Origin of the sequence: Eudoraea algarum, from assembly GCF_050589645.1 — a bacterium.
Lineage (GTDB): Bacteria > Bacteroidota > Bacteroidia > Flavobacteriales > Flavobacteriaceae > JBNGOQ01.
On sequence record NZ_JBNGOQ010000004.1, the window covers coordinates 258,718 to 274,323 of the forward strand.

Below are 15,606 nucleotides of genomic sequence, written 5' to 3' on the forward strand. Positions count from 1 at the left end.
ATCATATTTCCTAGCCTTGTTTTGAAGCCGCATATATATAATCACCTAGTCCCATGGCAACAAAAAAGATCCGTGCCATTTCCTCGAATAGTTTCACTTCCTATTTCCCTTTTTTAACTTCTGCACATGTAATTGGTTATCATTGATTTCTCGCCTAGTTCCTCTGACCAAAACGATATCGTATCAAGGGCACTAGCCTTTTAATTTTAATGTAAAAACGAATCCCTCCTAGGGTTTTCCCAAGCTTTTTAGTACTGGTACAATGATACGGTTAATCTATTTTAGACACCGACTTTAAAACTTTAAAATAATAAATTCATGATGAAGTGGAACAAACAACGTTTACAGAGATTCCATTTATTGGCTCTACTGGTTTTCGCCAACAGTTGCCAAAAGGGACAAATTACAGAGCAGGGGTTCACGGGGAATACACAATCCGATTATTCCAATATAATATTAAACTTGAACAAGGATGATCTGTCCCAATTGGATTTTGAAGAAATAATCGGGAAATATGAAAATGTCAAAGTTGTATTAAACGATACCCTGAGTTTCAATTTCGATGGCCTGAGCGCTGATGTCGTAGATGACCCCAATGCAGACGTGGATTATACCACAACGGATGGCAAAGGGAGTATTGTCATGGACTCAGGACAGCAGATCTATTTTTTATGGGACGACCCAGAGCAGGGAGGCAAATATTATGGTTCAATACATACCAAGAAAGAAACCGCCCAGGCGGAATCCAAGTATGTAAGGGACTTTACTGGCAAGGGAAGTGCGATCAGAAAGCTAATGGATTGCGGGCCTTATGCCGTAATAGAGCATATCCAACGCAATAGGAACATGGAGGATTCGAACCGGTCGGGCGTTTCACCCGCTTGTAATGAGGTTACCATGCCTTCCTTAGGGCTAAAACAATTAGAGCAGAAAGCCTTCAGCAATAAACAACGCAGAAAAATCAGAGTTCGGGTATACACGTACAAAAAAGCACTGAATGACAGAGACATAAATTACAACATGATTTATACTAGAAAGGCTTTGAGAACCGTTTCAAAGCACGCAATGAAACATATTTCTACCTACTTCAATGCTTCCAAGTTTGGAAGAAAGATTATCTATGGGGATTTTGATAAATCAATCGAGGGCCAATTTTTATGGGATTGGTTCCATTACGCCTGGTACGAACTTAGTGCGTATAGAAAGCCTACAGAACTCCAATTGCTTTTGACGGATTTCTCTTTACCGGGTAAAGCCGGACAAGCTATTCTCGGGGACAATTTTGCCTGGGCCAATTCGTCTTATTCCGACCTTGAAGCGCCTGCCCATGAAGTGGGTCATATGTTTGGCGCCGTACATACGGGTACCTATTATGTATTCCCTTTTTGTAGAAGGGATGTCATGAATCCTGGGTACTGGAGACATTTTTGCTTGTTAGACACTAAATTTAGGGAAGGAAACATAAAGAAGATCAAGAAACGAGTGAAAGAAACCATTGGCGTTGAGCTCTAAACCGTCAACGGCTAGCTTTGCGACCTACATGCATCCATTGACCTTAACGGTCCAGGGTCATTTGAACCAATTTTTCTTTGATCTCCCTTACCGGGGCACCCTGCACATTGCTCAGTACACAAACGAAAAGGTCTTCTTCGGGGATATAGCTCAGATACGAACCAAAACCAAAGATGTCGCCCATATGCTGAATCACTTTTTTGCCTTTGAATTCCTCAATATAAAAGCCATAGCCATAGCCGAATTCGCCCCCATCAAAAACTTTTTTCGCGGTTTTTTCACTGAGCAACTTTCCCGGACTGTTAAGTGCGCGGTTGAGAATAAGAAGATCGTTGGCCGTGGCGTATTGTGAACCTGCTCCAATGGGAATGGACATGTCCATGTATTGCGCCCTAAGGAATTTACCGTTTTTTACCTGATAGCCCCATGCCCTGTTTTCCAGAACCAGCCCGGTAGATGCATATCCCGAATCGCGCATTTCCAAGGGGCCGTAGATTGCCTTTCCCAAAAATTCGTCATAAGGCATACCAGTAGTATTTTCAATGATATAAGCAGCAATAAGATATCCAGAATTACCATATTCAAAACGGGTTCCCGGTTCAAAGTTCAAAGGGAGGTCTCGGATTCTCTTTAAGCTGTTTTCCAGGGTGGTGGGAAGGGTGATAGTTTGAAAAAACCCCTGGGTACGGATCAGGTCTACAATGCCCGAGGTGTGGTTCAGCAATTGATGGATGGTAATGGGCTTCCATGCATTGGGACAATCCTGAAGGTAATTGCATATGGGATCGTCAAAACCCAGTTTTCCCTGATCTGCCAAAATGGCAATAGCCAGGGCGGTGTGCGATTTTGTGATCGACCCGATCAAGTATTTTGTTTCCGAACTGTTTTTGATGTTGTGCTCCCAACTGGCGTTTCCATAACTTTCCGAAAAGATTACGGTGTCCCCTTTGGCCACTAAAACGGTACCCATAAAGGTGGTTGGATCCAACCCCTCGAGGTAGGTGGAAATTTCCTGTTTTACGGTTGCATCTTGGGCGCACAAATGGCCGGATGCCAGGGATACCCAAAACAAGGCAAGCAATAGTTTGTTCATGGTCTTACCATTTTACGGTGATGGATGGTTTATGTTATGACGATTTAAAACCCAAAGTGTTTCAAACCTATAGACCATAACAAAGTGTGGCAACCTACAGCCATCATGTACTTGGATAAGCTATGGCGAATGTTTGTCACAAGCCCAGCAGAGGCAGGTGTTTTACTTTGTGATAGGTTAAACCGGCGGCAATGCACTTTTTAAGCTCCGCTATTGGAAGGGTATCGTTCCTGCAGCAAAGGATCGAACCGATATAGAATAAAAAAATCAAGTTTTTCATAAACACATCACGTATTTGGTGAATCAACGATTATCGAAACAGTTTCCTAGGGCAGTAGTTGCCACATTCCAACGATGCATCACCCACCCATAAAGACCAAGGGCATATCGAGCATCGCGTGGAGCAATACTGCAGCGAGAATGGAGCCGTCCTTTTCCCTGATATACCCCAAGCGATTATGGGAAGCACCACATCCTTGCCTATATGTCTTTTTGTATTTGGGTTGTCCATTCCCTGTTTTTTGGCGCGTATACCACGAAGGTATATATTCGTTAACTACTATTGGCATATGGGATTATTGATTATATATGCCCAATGGGTACCATCGTTTTGTTTGAACTTTTAATCCGTTCTTTTCAGAAATACCTTGCTATCAAGTGCCTTTGCTCCTGTTGTACCATTCCCTGGCCTTTGACCTACTACCACAGGTTTCCATACTACACCAGCGCCGCTTGCCATTTTTGGAACTGTCAAAAAAGAGCCAGCCACATTTTGGACATTCCCTTATTCGGTAATGCTTATCAGATAAAAGAAGATTGTAGGCATCCCTAACAATGGGATAGGTAATGGTATGTAAATCCTGTGATTCAAGGTTCCAACCTTCAGTGAATTTCCCACGCTGCCGTTTAATTTTAAGCATGGAAAAGGATTTGGACACAAAGGTGTTGAAGGCATCCAGGTCACCAATTTCAACTTTTTTGTCATGGGAAATGGAATGGAACAAACGGTACAATACTTGGCGGAATTGGATCGCCTTAGCGAAAAAAGCTTCAGCATTTGCAGATTTTTGTAAAACCGTTTTTTCCAAAATCCTATGATCTTCAGTAGTCAAAATACCGGCTTGGAGCGACCATCTGATCAGGTCATCCGGGGTTTGCAAATAATCCCTTAGCGGTCTTTCAAACCTATCGTGGATGGTATTGACATAATCCAAACAGAGCTTGCCTCCATCGAACCGAATTTTATCTGGCAGCGACATTTTTACTATTTAAATTTGTTTTAATGGTAAAATTAAATATTTTTACGCTCTAAACTAATTTTATAGGTAAAGATAACGATTGAAAGTATTCCGACAAAATAGCGCGTTCAACTGGAAGTTGATTTTTGCCTTCCTGGGAATCTATCTGGGATGGGGCACCACATATCTGGCCATAGCCTTGGCGCTTAGGGATTTTCCTCCGTTCCTATTGGCCGGAATTCGATTTTTCCTTGCTGGATCCCTATTGTTGATCTGGTGTAGATGGAAAGGAGAGCCTTTTCCGGAAGCCAAGGAGCTATTGCCCATTTGTTTAGCCGGAATCCTCCTGTTATTTTTTGGGTCCGGCTCGGTGATTTGGGTGGAGCAATATCTGAGTACCGGTCTTACCGCTATTATTTGGGCCTCCTTGCCCATATGGCTTGTGTTGCTGGACAGAAAAAAATGGTCCCTGCATTTTTCCAACCCCAAACTTCTCACAGGCCTGATGATCGGTTTTTCCGGAGTACTATTCCTTTTTAAGGATCAGGAACTATTACAGACGAACAAGGACGTACCCGTCATAGCCTTTGTTATTGCACTTGGCGGTGTTGTACTTTTCTCTATGGGTTCGCTCTATACCAAATACATGACGATCAAGGCTAGTACAAAAATGACTGCCGGCATCCAACTATTTGTGGTTGGCTTACTGGCTCTTTTTTCGGGCTTCCTTATGGGAGAGCCACAGCTTGTAAAATGGCAGGAGATCTCCGCAAGTGCCCTTTTTGGATTGTTATACCTTATCCTAATCGGGTCTATTTTTGCCTATTTGGCCTATGTATGGCTTATTGGTATTATGCCCACTACGCTCGTTGGGACATATACTTATGTTAATCCTGCTGTGGCCATCCTTCTGGGCTGGTATGTACTGGGCGAAAACATTTCGTTACAGAGACTCCTTGGGCTCGGTATAATATTTTTGGGCGTATTACTAATCAATCTATATAAATCTAAAAGCAATTATTATGATAACAAGAATATGGCACGGAATAACCGAGGCAAAACATGCTGATGAATATTTAAAATACGTTGAGGATACCGGTCTTTCGGACTATAAAAAAGTGGATGGGAATCTGTCGGCAAAACTCCTGAGAAGGATTGAGGGGAATATTTGCCATTTTTTAACGGTAACCGAATGGGATTCGTACGAGGATATCAAGAAATTTGCCGGTAATGATTTTGAAAGGGCAAGATACTATCCTGACGACAAAAAATATCTTTTGGAGTTCGAGGAGCATGTCTCCCACTATGAGACATTTCAGTACTGATTATCCAGATTTGGGTTCTGGGGGCAGGGGATACCGTATTGAAGTCTTTTTTTCAAGTTTGCCCATGACGAGCGCCAGATAACATTGCTATTGGGGGTAATTGACCTGATCAAACCAAGAATCTATCTTTGTCCAGAGCTTGGAATAGTCTTTTTTAAAGAAATTAAAGTGTCCTATGGCTTCAAGACCCACCTCCTTAGGGCATATATGTTCATGACTTTTACGGGTGGAGCCATACGAATCGTACAGATGTTCTACGGCCTTAAGGGGCGCCAGTTGTGCATCGTCTGAAAAGCTCAAAAATTTAACAGGGACGTCCAGATTTTTATATTTCAACTTGGCATCTTTCACTACGCTGAGCAAGCCCAATTTGCTCTTGCCCCATTTGGCCCAATCGGTCGCTATTGATTTGTGCAAATCATATTTACCCCCATATGCCACCCCCGGAAGGTAGCCCAAGAAGTTCACAAAAAAGGGGATGATCAGATGCCATAACAGATATACTTTTAGCTTGGGCAAGCCACTCCAATTTCTTTGGGAAAGATTTTGTGAGGCTACCAAAAAAGCGGCGGTAACCTTTGAACTGTTTTTTGCCAACGGAAATAACTGACCTGCAATACTGTGCCCAAGAAAAAAAAGTTTCTGGCCCGGAAATTCCTTAAGGGCATATGCAATCACCATATTGATGTCCTTACGTCCCCAATCACATAATTTAATAGTGTTGATCAGGGAGGTTTTTTTTGAATGGATCATTCCAAAATAGTCAAAGATGATGACGCTGTAGCACTTGTTAAAAAAATAATCGGCCATTGCCCGGTAATGCCAACCAGAAATGGCTATTCCCGGTGCAATGATTAGTACGTCGTTACTTTGCGAATTATTCCATATGGCACAATTGACATTTCTGTTTTCTTTTTTGAGTTTTATGTTCATATCACTTGAATTAAGCTGTACATACATGGCGAAGCTATCTATAGGATTCGTAAACGACTATTGTAGTCCCATTGTGAAGTTCCCTGACCAGGTGACCCTTGTCCTTATAAAAAATATCAATTTCCCCTTGCTCGTCTAAATATCTTATTTCATAGTGGTTATTGCCTCTATGCATCCAGTTCCAACCTGCTTGGGAGATTTTTGGCGGACATTCGTCAGGATAATTTTGAGGATCCGAATGATAGCTGTCAATAGATTTGTCGGCCTTGAATTCTACGATCCATGTTGCATCGCATAAACTTATATCCACTTCGATATCGGATTCAAATAGCCTATAAATTTTCCATTTGCCTACAATAATATCCGAGGCGATGCTATCCCTGTGACTGTCCGAACAGGAGGACAGGATCAATAGCAGGAAACAACAAAATATGACAGGGAGGAAGGCAAAAAAGAGACTGGGTACCTTCCCTTGCAAATGTCCTATATTATTTAACCGCATAACCTGATATTTGGGGGGTAATAGGGACAAATGGAGAATACATATTGAAATCTTCCATGTGCACTTCTGAAAACCCTGCCTCGCCTATGCCCTGGGCTATATCCTTATGCGTATGACAACCTTCAAAAAACCAAAACCACGGCCTGTGAACCAATTTTTGGATACCTCTCAACAAAGAGCCTTTTTTAGCGCCTACGTGTTCTAAAAAAAAGAATTTGCCACCGGGCTTTAAAATTCTTTTGATCTCGTTCAATGCCTTTTTGTTGTCAGCGATGGTACAAAGGGTGAGCGTACTTATTACGGCCTCAACGGAATTGCTTTCAAGATCTATCCGCTCTGCCATGTTGGGTTTAATCTCCAGGTCAATATTGTACTTCTCTGCCTTGTTTTGTAGCCGCCGATACATGTATTCATTGGGTTCAATGGCAATAAGCTGTGATTTTTGCTGCAAATACCTGATGTTGGCACCGGCACCCGGGCCTATTTCAACAAGGGTCAGGGGCAATTCCCCAAATAGTTTCCTTTTCCTATTGCTATAGAGGTAATGCGAGTAACCATCGAGTAGGTGGAACATCCATGCGTTTATTCTTCCACGGACGGGATTTCCCGTATTTTTTGATTTATCCTTTTTCATATGACATCATTTGGTACTGATTTCTCCCTTGGTTCACCCGTGACAACTCCTTAAGGAAGTTGCACCCTATTTCTGGGATTGTTGGGCTCATGGGCGCAATTTTTCTTCAAAAGTATTTTGAAAAGTGGGGTATCCGTATCTGCCATCCGTATTATGATTTATGTAAAAAGGATTTTAATATTTATGGAATTTTATGGGATTTGTATAATGCTTAATTTTACCCTTTATGTTTGTTCCTGAAACCAAATATGCACAATGCGGGCGCATAAATCTTGCGTACCAGCTACTGGGAGATGGGCCGGAATACCTGATTTTAATTCCGGGCTGGGTAACCAATGTGGAAGAGACCTGGAATATTCCACAATTATCGGCCTGGCTCAGATATTTGGCCTCCATCAGTACGCTGGTGATTTTTGACAAGCGGGGAACCGGTTTATCGGATACGGTCAATGAAAATGATTTGCCCGATATTGAGCAAAGGGCATATGATCTACAGATCGTGATGTCTACCATAGGTATCCAAAGGGCAAATTTTATAGGATTGTCCGAAGGAGGACCTCTTGCCATACACCTGGCAGCCTACCATCCGGAAAAAGTGAACAAACTAATATTGATCGGCAGTTTTTCAAAATGGACAAAAAGTGGCGACTACCTTTATGGATTGTCAAAGGAACTCCATGATAAGATCAAGCATGCTATTTTCCGGGATTGGGGAGGGCCTGTTGGCTTAAATTTAATGGCTCCAAGTGCGAAAGACGATCCAATCGCCCAGGATCAATGGTCAAAGTTTCTTCGAAGAAGTGCTAGCCCCAACACGGCCAAGGTGTTCTATGAAATGAATACGAAAATAGACGTTCGCGATTGTTTGGATAAGATTATGGCGCCTACTTTGATCATGCACAGAAAGGGAGACGCTTTGATAGCATGTTCCCATAGCGAATATTTGCATGAAAATATACCCCATTCCCAATTATTGGTACATGAGGGAAAAGATCATTTCCCGTGGTTTAGCACCAAGCGAAAGGAGATCGTTGCCATGCATACCTTTTTAAATGATGGTAAGGCGATAAACAATCCAAAACTGGACATCCTGAACGTTGAGGACATCTTTGCCCTGTATGCCATACGGGATTATTTGCAAAACAACTTTCAAAGGGAAATATCCATTAAAGATATTTCAAGAAATTTTGGCATCAACGATTATAAGATCAAGGTCGGGTTCAAAGTATTGTTCAATAGCCCACTAATACGTTATTTAACGGACGTGAGGCTCCGGAACGCGTGCAGACTTTTAATGGACCCCAAGGAAACTATTTCATCCATCTCGGAACAGGTAGGCTATAAATATTCCAATAATTTTTCAGTTGCTTTTAAACGTAAATACAAAATAACGCCACTTCAATACCGTGTAAATAACTCCTAGAGTCATTGCACGCGCTTTGCTTAAAGATCGTATTCTGGGTTGGAGAGGGGAGAATTTTCAGAAAGAACGAAAAGACGGTGTGGTATGGCCATCATTGATCCGATTATTTCCTCACAAACCATTTGATCTCAAAGGCCCGGGGCCTGTGTTCCACTATTTCGCCTGTGGCACTATTTCTGGTCATGGTATCGCATTTGCCGTTGCTCGCCGCGATAAAGGACCATTCCAAATTCTCCTTTAAATCGATGCGCTGGGCAACGAAGTCGGGCGACTGCCCAATGATCGGGTCGATTTGGGCCAGTACCACCGAATCGCTCAGAACGGTAAGGAACTTGGCCTCGGTAAGGTGCTCTACCTTGATGGTTTTGTCAGTGGGATGCTGAAAGAACCAGTATATCCTGACACGTTCCCCTTTTCGTACGTCCTCGATCAAGGTCTGTATATCCCCGACGAGGGCCTTTCCCGACTTGTCATTGTGGTACACCAGTTCCCAAGAGCCCTGGTCCTGGGACCAAAGATTCCAGGAACAAACGAATAGTGCAAGGAGTAGAACGTTTTTTTTCATTTTTTGAATAGTGTTTGTTTTGTTAGTGAGGTAAGTGGTATGATTTGTCATAAGCCCAGTAGGGGCAGGTGTTTTACCTTGTGATAGGTTAAACCCGCCGCAATACATTTTTTTAATTCGGTTTCCGGAAGGGTATCATCCATCTTAAAGACCAAAGCCCTATCGCCTTCAAAGGTGAACACCTCCTTGTAGATGGTTCTGAAGCTGGGCACCAGCTTGCTCGTACATTTGAAGTACATCGCGTACTGATCTGGTTTCTTTTCCTTCCAATCGATGCGTATAGTACTTCCGTTTTTGGTGAGATAACTGGGCTCTCCCCATTTTAACGTTTCCTCCAGGGTATTGACTCCTTCCGTTTCCGCTGCCGTCTCCAGGATGAGTTGCCGAAGCCGCATCAATTTTTGACGCACGTGCTTCGGATAGGCGTCGAGCTTTTCCTCGATCTTGAAGGTTTTGGTCAGATTCATTTCTATCGCTTTTTAAGCTTTTCCAAGGTACTAAATTTGTACCTATACACCTCCCTTATCTTTTTCGTTTGTAACGGCTTTGTACGATTTCATCCAACAGCACCTCCGTTTTGACGTGCTCAAATTGCAGTGCTTCGGGCAGGGTTGAAAACAACGGGGTGCCGCCTCCCAAGACGATGGGCAGTCTGGTGATGATCAGCTCGTCGACCAGGTCTTCCCGCAGAAAACTTTGCACGAGGGAACCCCCATCAATGTATAATTTGCCATACCCTTTTTTATGTAGCTGTCCCAAGACTTGCTGCAGTGGTCCATGCAGCAGTGTTGCTTTGTCCCGATACTTTTCCGGGACCGTCTGTAGCGTTCTGCTCATCACGAACACCGGAATTTTGTAGGGCCACTCCATATCGAAGCCACATACGGTCTCAAAGGTGGTGCGTCCCATGACCAGGGCATCCACCTGTGCGATAAAACTGTTATAACCCAAGTCCAATTGGTCGGGATTGGGGACGGCCTGTAGCCATTCTAGCCCACCATCCTTGTCGGCGATGTACCCATCCAGGCTGGTTCCGATAAATACCATATTCCTTTTTTCCATAACTCTTGATTTAGATTACAAAACTCGCTCAAACCTTGGTGGAAAATGGTACAGCATTTACCTTTTTATTTCCTTAGGTCTTACAGCTTCAATAATTTCCGTACTGATCCAGTAAATACCACGTACGGGTTCGGCCCTTTTTTTAAAGAACAAATACTTGCCATCACTTGAAAGTGTAGGTGCTCCCGCCCCAGCTTTGGTATTTACTTCGGGGCCTAGGGCCACGGCCTGGGTCCAAACATTGTCCCCGGTCTGAAAGGAGACGTAAATTTGTTCTACGCCATCGGCTGATCTTGCGGAACAGAACAGGATATAACGTTCGTCGGCGGCAATTACCGCATTGCTCTCCCCATATTTCGTATTTACGTTTGGGCCAAGATTTTTTACCTCTATAAAATTGCCGTTGACCCATGCTGCCCGATACAGATCGTCCTCGCCGAAACCACCAGGACGCGATGAACGAAAGAAAAGGTTGCGCTTTGTCGATACCGAAGGATACACCTCGCCATAGGGGGTGTTGACCTCGGTACCCGCATAAATGGGTTGGGACCAACCATTTCCGGTTTTAACGGCATAATAAATGTCAAGTCCCGATGAACGTGGCTGTGGCCTGTCCGAGGCAAAGAAAATAAAATTGCCGTCCGGGCTGTAATTGATGTCCACATCAGAAAATTTACCTGAAAACGGTGCCGTCTCCGGCCCGGTCCACTGCCCATTGACCTGTTTAAAAGTCTTTATTTCATAGGTGGGATGGGGAATTTCTTTAGTGGCCTTATAATAGGAGAAAAAAAGCTCTTTTCCATCAGGGGAGAAGGCAAGGTTAAAGCTCCTTTTCTCCTTGTTTTCATGTTTCACCAGTCCGCCCCCATGGAACAGTTTGGCCTGGGCGCCGGGAGGCGTCTGACCCAAATAATCTCCCTTTAGTTCCTGTGCATCCACGGAGCAGAAAGGAAGGAGCAAAATAAAAAACATCGCTTTACGCATCCTCACTTTTTTAATGTAACACCTGGGGCTTTGGCCTGTCCTGTGTGGGAATCTCGTTAAGGATGGAAACAATCCACCACCGTCCTTCTTTCCTGATCAAATGAAAACTATCCACGCCTTCCCGCGGTGCTTTACTTTTGCCAGGGATATAGGAGGTATACAGGACCAGTATATGGGCAATATCACCGAAAACCATCGTTTTCATAGTAACGATCTTTTCCTCAAAGCCCGTTGTTTCAATATTGGCCGTCTGGATAAAGTTTTCAAAGTCCTGCACCCATCCCTCGAGGGACAATTGGGCGGTTTCGTTTTTTGAGACCCTCATGTGCACGGTAGATTCTGGAACGAACAGGGTTCTGACATAGGCCCAATCCGGGGTTTCCCCAGCGGGAAAGGTCACCTGATCATACAGATGCCGTACCAGGTTTTCCGGATCACTCACATGCGCATTGGCATCCGTCTGTTGGGCAAAAACGTTCAGGGAGCTTAAAAGCAATATCAGGCCCAAAACCCTTGAACTTCTATGGAAACGGCCAAAGGAGTGAAATTTAATATGGAGTTTCATATGAACTTAATTTAGTAGGAAGATGTTCGGTCAGAACAGCTTCTTTTTGTTGCTATTTTACCGGGACTACTCTTGTTATCTTAAGAAAGCCAGACAGCGTACTAAAGTTAAGGATTTAACCTCGGTCCTAAGGGGTGGGAATCAAATAATTAACCTTGTGGACTACCCGACTATAATTTTTTTACGACCCGTTCCACGGTCTTCCAATTTCTGGTGGTGATCTCCTTTCCAAAAAATTGCTCCAAGGCTTCCATGGCCTTGGGGGTGTTGGAAACAGCCAGGTTCAACACGCTAAGGATGGTTTTGTCCCGGACATCAAGAATCCTATAAGAATGGTCCGCGCTGGCCCAGGGCAAGTCCAGTTCCACAGCGGGATCGTTTTTCAGAAAAGAGACGTACAGGCGAATGTCTTTGGTAACTTCCATCTTTTGAAAGGGATTTTCTTTGTACAACTGTTCAAGGGTCTTGGCCGATCTCACCAGGGTAGGGATGGGAAAACCAAAGACCTGCTCCAAATGGTCAGCGATTGTTTTTTCCAGATGCTCGGGCTTATGTGTAGGGGCTTCAAAGATGATGTTGCCAGAATTCAATAGGGTCGCTACCTTCTGGAACCCTAGCTTTTCCATTTCCTGGCGAAGATCGGCCATGGGCACCTTATGATGTCCGCCCACATTGATGCCCCGCAAGAAAGCGACAAAGGTTTTCGGTGTTTTTTTGGGGTCCATGCTGTTTGTTTTTATTTGTGGCTTCTGGTATGGCCTAAGCTTGCCACAGGTGTCATTAAAATTTTATACCTGGGGCCAATACAAATCTAAAGCACAATAAAAGAACAAGCAAGAGTATGATGGGGGTCCATTGTATTCGATTGTTTATGCGGTTGGGGGTAGCTTTTATGTTTTTGATGTAGGGGGAGGCGCACCAAAGCCAGGAAACCGAAAAAGCAAGCAACAAAAAGGGTGATAAACCCTGATTTATAGGCGGTATTTTAAAGGGGACAATCAATATGGACCCCAAAAAGGCCGCGCCAAAGGCGGTATACCGGGTGTATTTTAATCTGAATTTTGGATGGTCGTTTTCCGCTTCCAAAGGCGCGAGTTTCAAAAACGGTCTGGTAAACCATGCGCTCAATAAGGCAATGACGATCATGCTGATCATGGAAAAGCCTGCCAATGCCGTTTGGCCTATGTCCAGATAGCCTACCAATGCCTGCCCCATATCGGTAGTTGGGGCAAAGAAGGCCACCATAACCTGCGACAGGGACTGTATTAATCCGTGAAAGGCCATCCAGAGCATAAAAGCCCGCCAACTACTTTTGGAGTCCTTAAACAGGGATAGGCCAACAAGGCATAGTATCCCAATAATAAAAATGGCCAGGGCACCGGAGCCCTGCATCAGCGAGGTCATGGGATGTTCTCCCACCCAATTGTGATTGTTGTGGTATAGATAGGCTTCGAGGCCCAGGGCTTTTTTCCCTAGGACCAAGAAGAGTTCCTGAAGAAAGTAAATTAGGTTATAGGCCAGGGCGTACAGCACTGCGGAATTTAGTAGTGCAGGGAAAAAATTGGAAGTCTTGGGGGTGGCTAGTTTGCGGTACCGAAACAGATTATAAATGCCCAGGGCCACGGGTCCCACGATAAGCAGTATAAAAAACAGGCGCACTAAAATCATAGCTTGTTGTTTTTATACTTTTCAAAATAACGCTGTAATGTTTCTTTCAGTTCCTTAGCACTGATTTGAAGTCCAGATGCCCCAATATTGAAGGGAGAACCATAATTGTTTACATTAAATTGCATTAGTTTTTTTCGTATCCCATGGGTTTCTTTTTCTACCCAATGTTCAGGATTTTTTACTCCGATAATAAGGATTCTTGTGCTGTGGATCTTAATTTCCTCAAACTCTAGAATATCCTCCCATTTAACAAACTCATAGGGCAGTTTTTTCGGATTTACACTGATTCCTTTGGGACCGATGATCAGGGCAATCTCGGATTTTATCAACCTTTTGATGCCCGCGATCATTCCAAAGCCAAAGAATAGCATTGAGGCCAAACCGATGCCTTTGGTGACCATGGGATTCCTTGCTCTCCATCCACTTAAATTATCGGCCTCCATAAGCAACCACACTCCCAGGGCAACGAAGGCAATGGAGCCAATTACCAATAGGATTGATTTCTTCTTGCTGGTATAAATCTCGATGCTATCCATGTTTTTTTTGCGCGTTTTGATTTCGACCGATAATCAATCACCAATATCGGAAAATATGCCTTGGAAATCATACCCAAAGTGATGGAATATGGAAAAGCGGTACTTAATTCCTTTAGCCAGTGTAGAGTAGATCAAAAGAATACGCTATTTTAGATAATAGAAATCGTCAATCAAAGTCGGACTTAAAAAAAGAAAATCATGAGAAATTTTTGTTTGCTGGTAAGCGTTGTGTTCAGCTTAGTCTTGGTTGAAGGCAAGGCCCAAGACACTGGTCTTCAAGGTTCCGAAGCGGCCCTTGCACATGCCAACGGTATGGTAGAGCGCATGGGAGGCGCGTCCCTGTGGAAGAACATGACCTATGTAAAGTTCCAGCACGTATGGCACCCGGTAAATCGGGAATCCTATGTAGAGGACGAGATCATAGACCTCGTGGAAATACGCTCCTGGGTACGCATGAAAAGCGAAGTTTTTGACCGGACAAGGGCCTACAGTGAAGCTCACGGGTATTGGTCCCTGCTCAACGGGGAACTCTCCCAGGGCAATGAAAGTTCCCTAGAGAATGCCCTGAAAAGAGGTCCCTATAATATCTATAGACTGTTGCGGGCCATTGCCAACAATTCGGTCGACTATGAACTCAGGATCGGGGAGAGCATCGTACGGGGAGGCACGGCTTTGGATATCTACTACAAGGGGGAAGCAGGGGGGACCATTGTTGTGAATGCAAGGAACGAACCCTTGGTCTGGGAGACCAAACAATACAAGTACACCTTTGGCCCCTTAAAGAAATACGGCAACCTTTACCATCCGGCCTGGGCGGTCTACAATAATGGTGCCTTTACCTATGAAATGGTGTCCCTCAATGGCTTTAACGATGCCCTGGATGCCGAACTGTTTGCACCTCCGGGATAGTCAGTCCCGGGATTGTGGTTTTTCGAAGTGGAATTCGAAGCGGCAATGTGGTTTGTTTTCCGCAATGGTGGTGGGCCTTTTAAAATTAATCCCGCTCCTTCTTGTATTTATTTCCTGGGACCAAATATTGTCCCATTGGCAGAAGATGGGCGTTAGTTCCGGGTGCCCATGCCGCAAAAAGAAACCGTGGTACCCACATTTGTGCACCACCAGGGTATAGCTGTCCCTTTCCTTTTCTTCCTGCACAGAAAAGGTGTTGCCGTATCTGGCCCGTATGGTCTTAAGGGTGTTGGATTCCAAATATTTTCTGGTGTATATGCGAAACCGAATGGCGATTCGCATGGACCATTTGACCCATCCGGCACCGAATTGTCCAAAACTTTGGGTCAACGCCTCCATGCTCTTTTCTGGATTGACCCCTTGAGCTAACAACAGTTGATGTGCGGCCAGTACATAGGCACACATGATGTAATGCGTTTGACTTTGCCGATCGGTAATGTGTTCTTTTTCGTTTTCAAAAACACGGGCAAAGGACTCCCGGAGTTTTGGCAACAGTGTTTTATCCAAAGCGGGGATGCTACGGGGAAATGCCCGCATAAAGCTTTTCTCCACCCAATTCAGTTTGTATTTTCCTACTATTGTGCTCATTTTTTTGGC

At 44.1% G+C, this 15,606-nt stretch carries 20 protein-coding genes; 5 read left to right on the forward strand and 15 right to left on the reverse strand.

All coding sequences use genetic code 11. The features are described 5' to 3' along the window. Window positions 1–318: 318 nt before the first annotated feature. A complete protein-coding gene (locus ACRD67_RS16230; protein ID WP_430968276.1) occupies window positions 319–1,512 on the forward strand; it encodes a hypothetical protein in 1,194 nt (397 codons plus the stop codon). A gap of 43 nt (window positions 1,513–1,555) precedes the next feature. On the opposite strand, the gene ACRD67_RS16235 is transcribed toward ACRD67_RS16230, so the two are convergent. The 3 genes from ACRD67_RS16235 to ACRD67_RS16245 form a co-directional block, all read right to left on the reverse strand. Next, window positions 1,556–2,605 (reverse strand): serine hydrolase domain-containing protein, encoded by a 1,050-nt coding sequence (locus ACRD67_RS16235; RefSeq protein ID WP_430968277.1) that lies wholly within the window; start codon window positions 2,603–2,605, stop codon window positions 1,556–1,558. Window positions 2,606–2,964: 359 nt separating this feature from the next. Continuing rightward, complete coding sequence (locus ACRD67_RS16240) at window positions 2,965–3,174, reverse strand: CPBP family intramembrane glutamic endopeptidase (protein WP_430968278.1); 210 nt, start codon at window positions 3,172–3,174, stop codon at window positions 2,965–2,967. A gap of 84 nt (window positions 3,175–3,258) precedes the next feature. Beyond that, entirely contained in the window at window positions 3,259–3,864 is a 606-nt protein-coding gene (locus tag ACRD67_RS16245) for a CGNR zinc finger domain-containing protein (protein WP_430968279.1), read from the reverse strand. Window positions 3,865–3,943: 79 nt separating this feature from the next. Between ACRD67_RS16245 and ACRD67_RS16250 the strand changes: the two genes are divergently transcribed. Beyond that, entirely contained in the window at window positions 3,944–4,912 is a 969-nt protein-coding gene (locus ACRD67_RS16250) for an EamA family transporter (protein WP_430968280.1), read from the forward strand. Then, window positions 4,866–5,168, forward strand: coding sequence for an antibiotic biosynthesis monooxygenase family protein (locus ACRD67_RS16255; RefSeq protein WP_430968281.1), 303 nt, complete (start codon window positions 4,866–4,868; stop codon window positions 5,166–5,168). The genes ACRD67_RS16250 and ACRD67_RS16255 overlap by 47 nt, the downstream gene beginning before the upstream one ends. Window positions 5,169–5,255: 87 nt before the next feature. Here the strand turns inward: ACRD67_RS16255 and ACRD67_RS16260 are convergent, their stop codons facing one another. The 3 genes from ACRD67_RS16260 to ACRD67_RS16270 are packed head-to-tail and all read right to left on the reverse strand — an operon-like array spanning window position 5,256 to window position 7,237. Then, window positions 5,256–6,101: an alpha/beta hydrolase family protein gene (locus ACRD67_RS16260; RefSeq protein ID WP_430968282.1), complete on the reverse strand. Its 846-nt coding sequence runs from the start codon at window positions 6,099–6,101 to the stop codon at window positions 5,256–5,258. A gap of 34 nt (window positions 6,102–6,135) precedes the next feature. Then, window positions 6,136–6,603, reverse strand: a complete 468-nt coding sequence (locus tag ACRD67_RS16265; RefSeq protein ID WP_430968283.1) for a hypothetical protein — start codon at window positions 6,601–6,603, stop codon at window positions 6,136–6,138. After that, window positions 6,590–7,237 carry a class I SAM-dependent methyltransferase gene (locus tag ACRD67_RS16270; protein WP_430968284.1) on the reverse strand — a complete coding sequence of 216 codons (648 nt, stop codon included), beginning with the start codon at window positions 7,235–7,237 and terminating at the stop codon, window positions 6,590–6,592. The genes ACRD67_RS16265 and ACRD67_RS16270 overlap by 14 nt, the downstream gene beginning before the upstream one ends. A 226-nt stretch (window positions 7,238–7,463) precedes the next feature. Here ACRD67_RS16270 and ACRD67_RS16275 point away from each other — a divergent pair, with 226 nt between their 5' ends. Then, window positions 7,464–8,660, forward strand: a complete 1,197-nt coding sequence (locus ACRD67_RS16275) for an alpha/beta fold hydrolase (RefSeq protein WP_430968285.1) — start codon at window positions 7,464–7,466, stop codon at window positions 8,658–8,660. Between the two features lie 103 nt (window positions 8,661–8,763). Here the strand turns inward: ACRD67_RS16275 and ACRD67_RS16280 are convergent, their stop codons facing one another. The 8 genes from ACRD67_RS16280 to ACRD67_RS16315 form a co-directional block, all read right to left on the reverse strand. Beyond that, complete coding sequence (locus ACRD67_RS16280) at window positions 8,764–9,225, reverse strand: hypothetical protein (protein WP_430968286.1); 462 nt, start codon at window positions 9,223–9,225, stop codon at window positions 8,764–8,766. Between the two features lie 47 nt (window positions 9,226–9,272). Next, window positions 9,273–9,692: a DUF1801 domain-containing protein gene (locus ACRD67_RS16285; RefSeq protein WP_430968287.1), complete on the reverse strand. Its 420-nt coding sequence runs from the start codon at window positions 9,690–9,692 to the stop codon at window positions 9,273–9,275. A gap of 55 nt (window positions 9,693–9,747) precedes the next feature. Beyond that, on the reverse strand, window positions 9,748–10,287 hold the full coding sequence (locus tag ACRD67_RS16290) for a dihydrofolate reductase family protein (RefSeq protein WP_430968288.1): 540 nt from the start codon (window positions 10,285–10,287) through the stop codon (window positions 9,748–9,750). A gap of 57 nt (window positions 10,288–10,344) precedes the next feature. Then, complete coding sequence (locus tag ACRD67_RS16295; RefSeq protein WP_430968289.1) at window positions 10,345–11,271, reverse strand: TolB family protein; 927 nt, start codon at window positions 11,269–11,271, stop codon at window positions 10,345–10,347. Window positions 11,272–11,281: 10 nt separating this feature from the next. After that, complete coding sequence (locus ACRD67_RS16300) at window positions 11,282–11,836, reverse strand: hypothetical protein (protein ID WP_430968290.1); 555 nt, start codon at window positions 11,834–11,836, stop codon at window positions 11,282–11,284. Window positions 11,837–12,006: 170 nt separating this feature from the next. Then, entirely contained in the window at window positions 12,007–12,561 is a 555-nt protein-coding gene (locus tag ACRD67_RS16305) for a DUF1697 domain-containing protein (protein WP_430968291.1), read from the reverse strand. 55 nt (window positions 12,562–12,616) lie between these two features. Beyond that, the gene (locus ACRD67_RS16310; protein ID WP_430968292.1) at window positions 12,617–13,504 is read right to left on the reverse strand and encodes a hypothetical protein; all 888 of its coding nucleotides are present in this window, start codon (window positions 13,502–13,504) and stop codon (window positions 12,617–12,619) included. Next, window positions 13,501–14,040: an STM3941 family protein gene (locus tag ACRD67_RS16315; protein ID WP_430968293.1), complete on the reverse strand. Its 540-nt coding sequence runs from the start codon at window positions 14,038–14,040 to the stop codon at window positions 13,501–13,503. Before ACRD67_RS16315 ends, ACRD67_RS16310 begins: the two co-directional genes overlap by 4 nt. 198 nt (window positions 14,041–14,238) lie before the next feature. On the opposite strand from ACRD67_RS16315, the gene ACRD67_RS16320 reads away from it, so the two are divergent. Continuing rightward, on the forward strand, window positions 14,239–14,949 hold the full coding sequence (locus ACRD67_RS16320; protein ID WP_430968294.1) for a hypothetical protein: 711 nt from the start codon (window positions 14,239–14,241) through the stop codon (window positions 14,947–14,949). Here the strand turns inward: ACRD67_RS16320 and ACRD67_RS16325 are convergent, their stop codons facing one another. Beyond that, entirely contained in the window at window positions 14,950–15,597 is a 648-nt protein-coding gene (locus ACRD67_RS16325) for an L-2-amino-thiazoline-4-carboxylic acid hydrolase (RefSeq protein ID WP_430968295.1), read from the reverse strand. Between the last annotated feature and the right edge of the window lie 9 nt (window positions 15,598–15,606).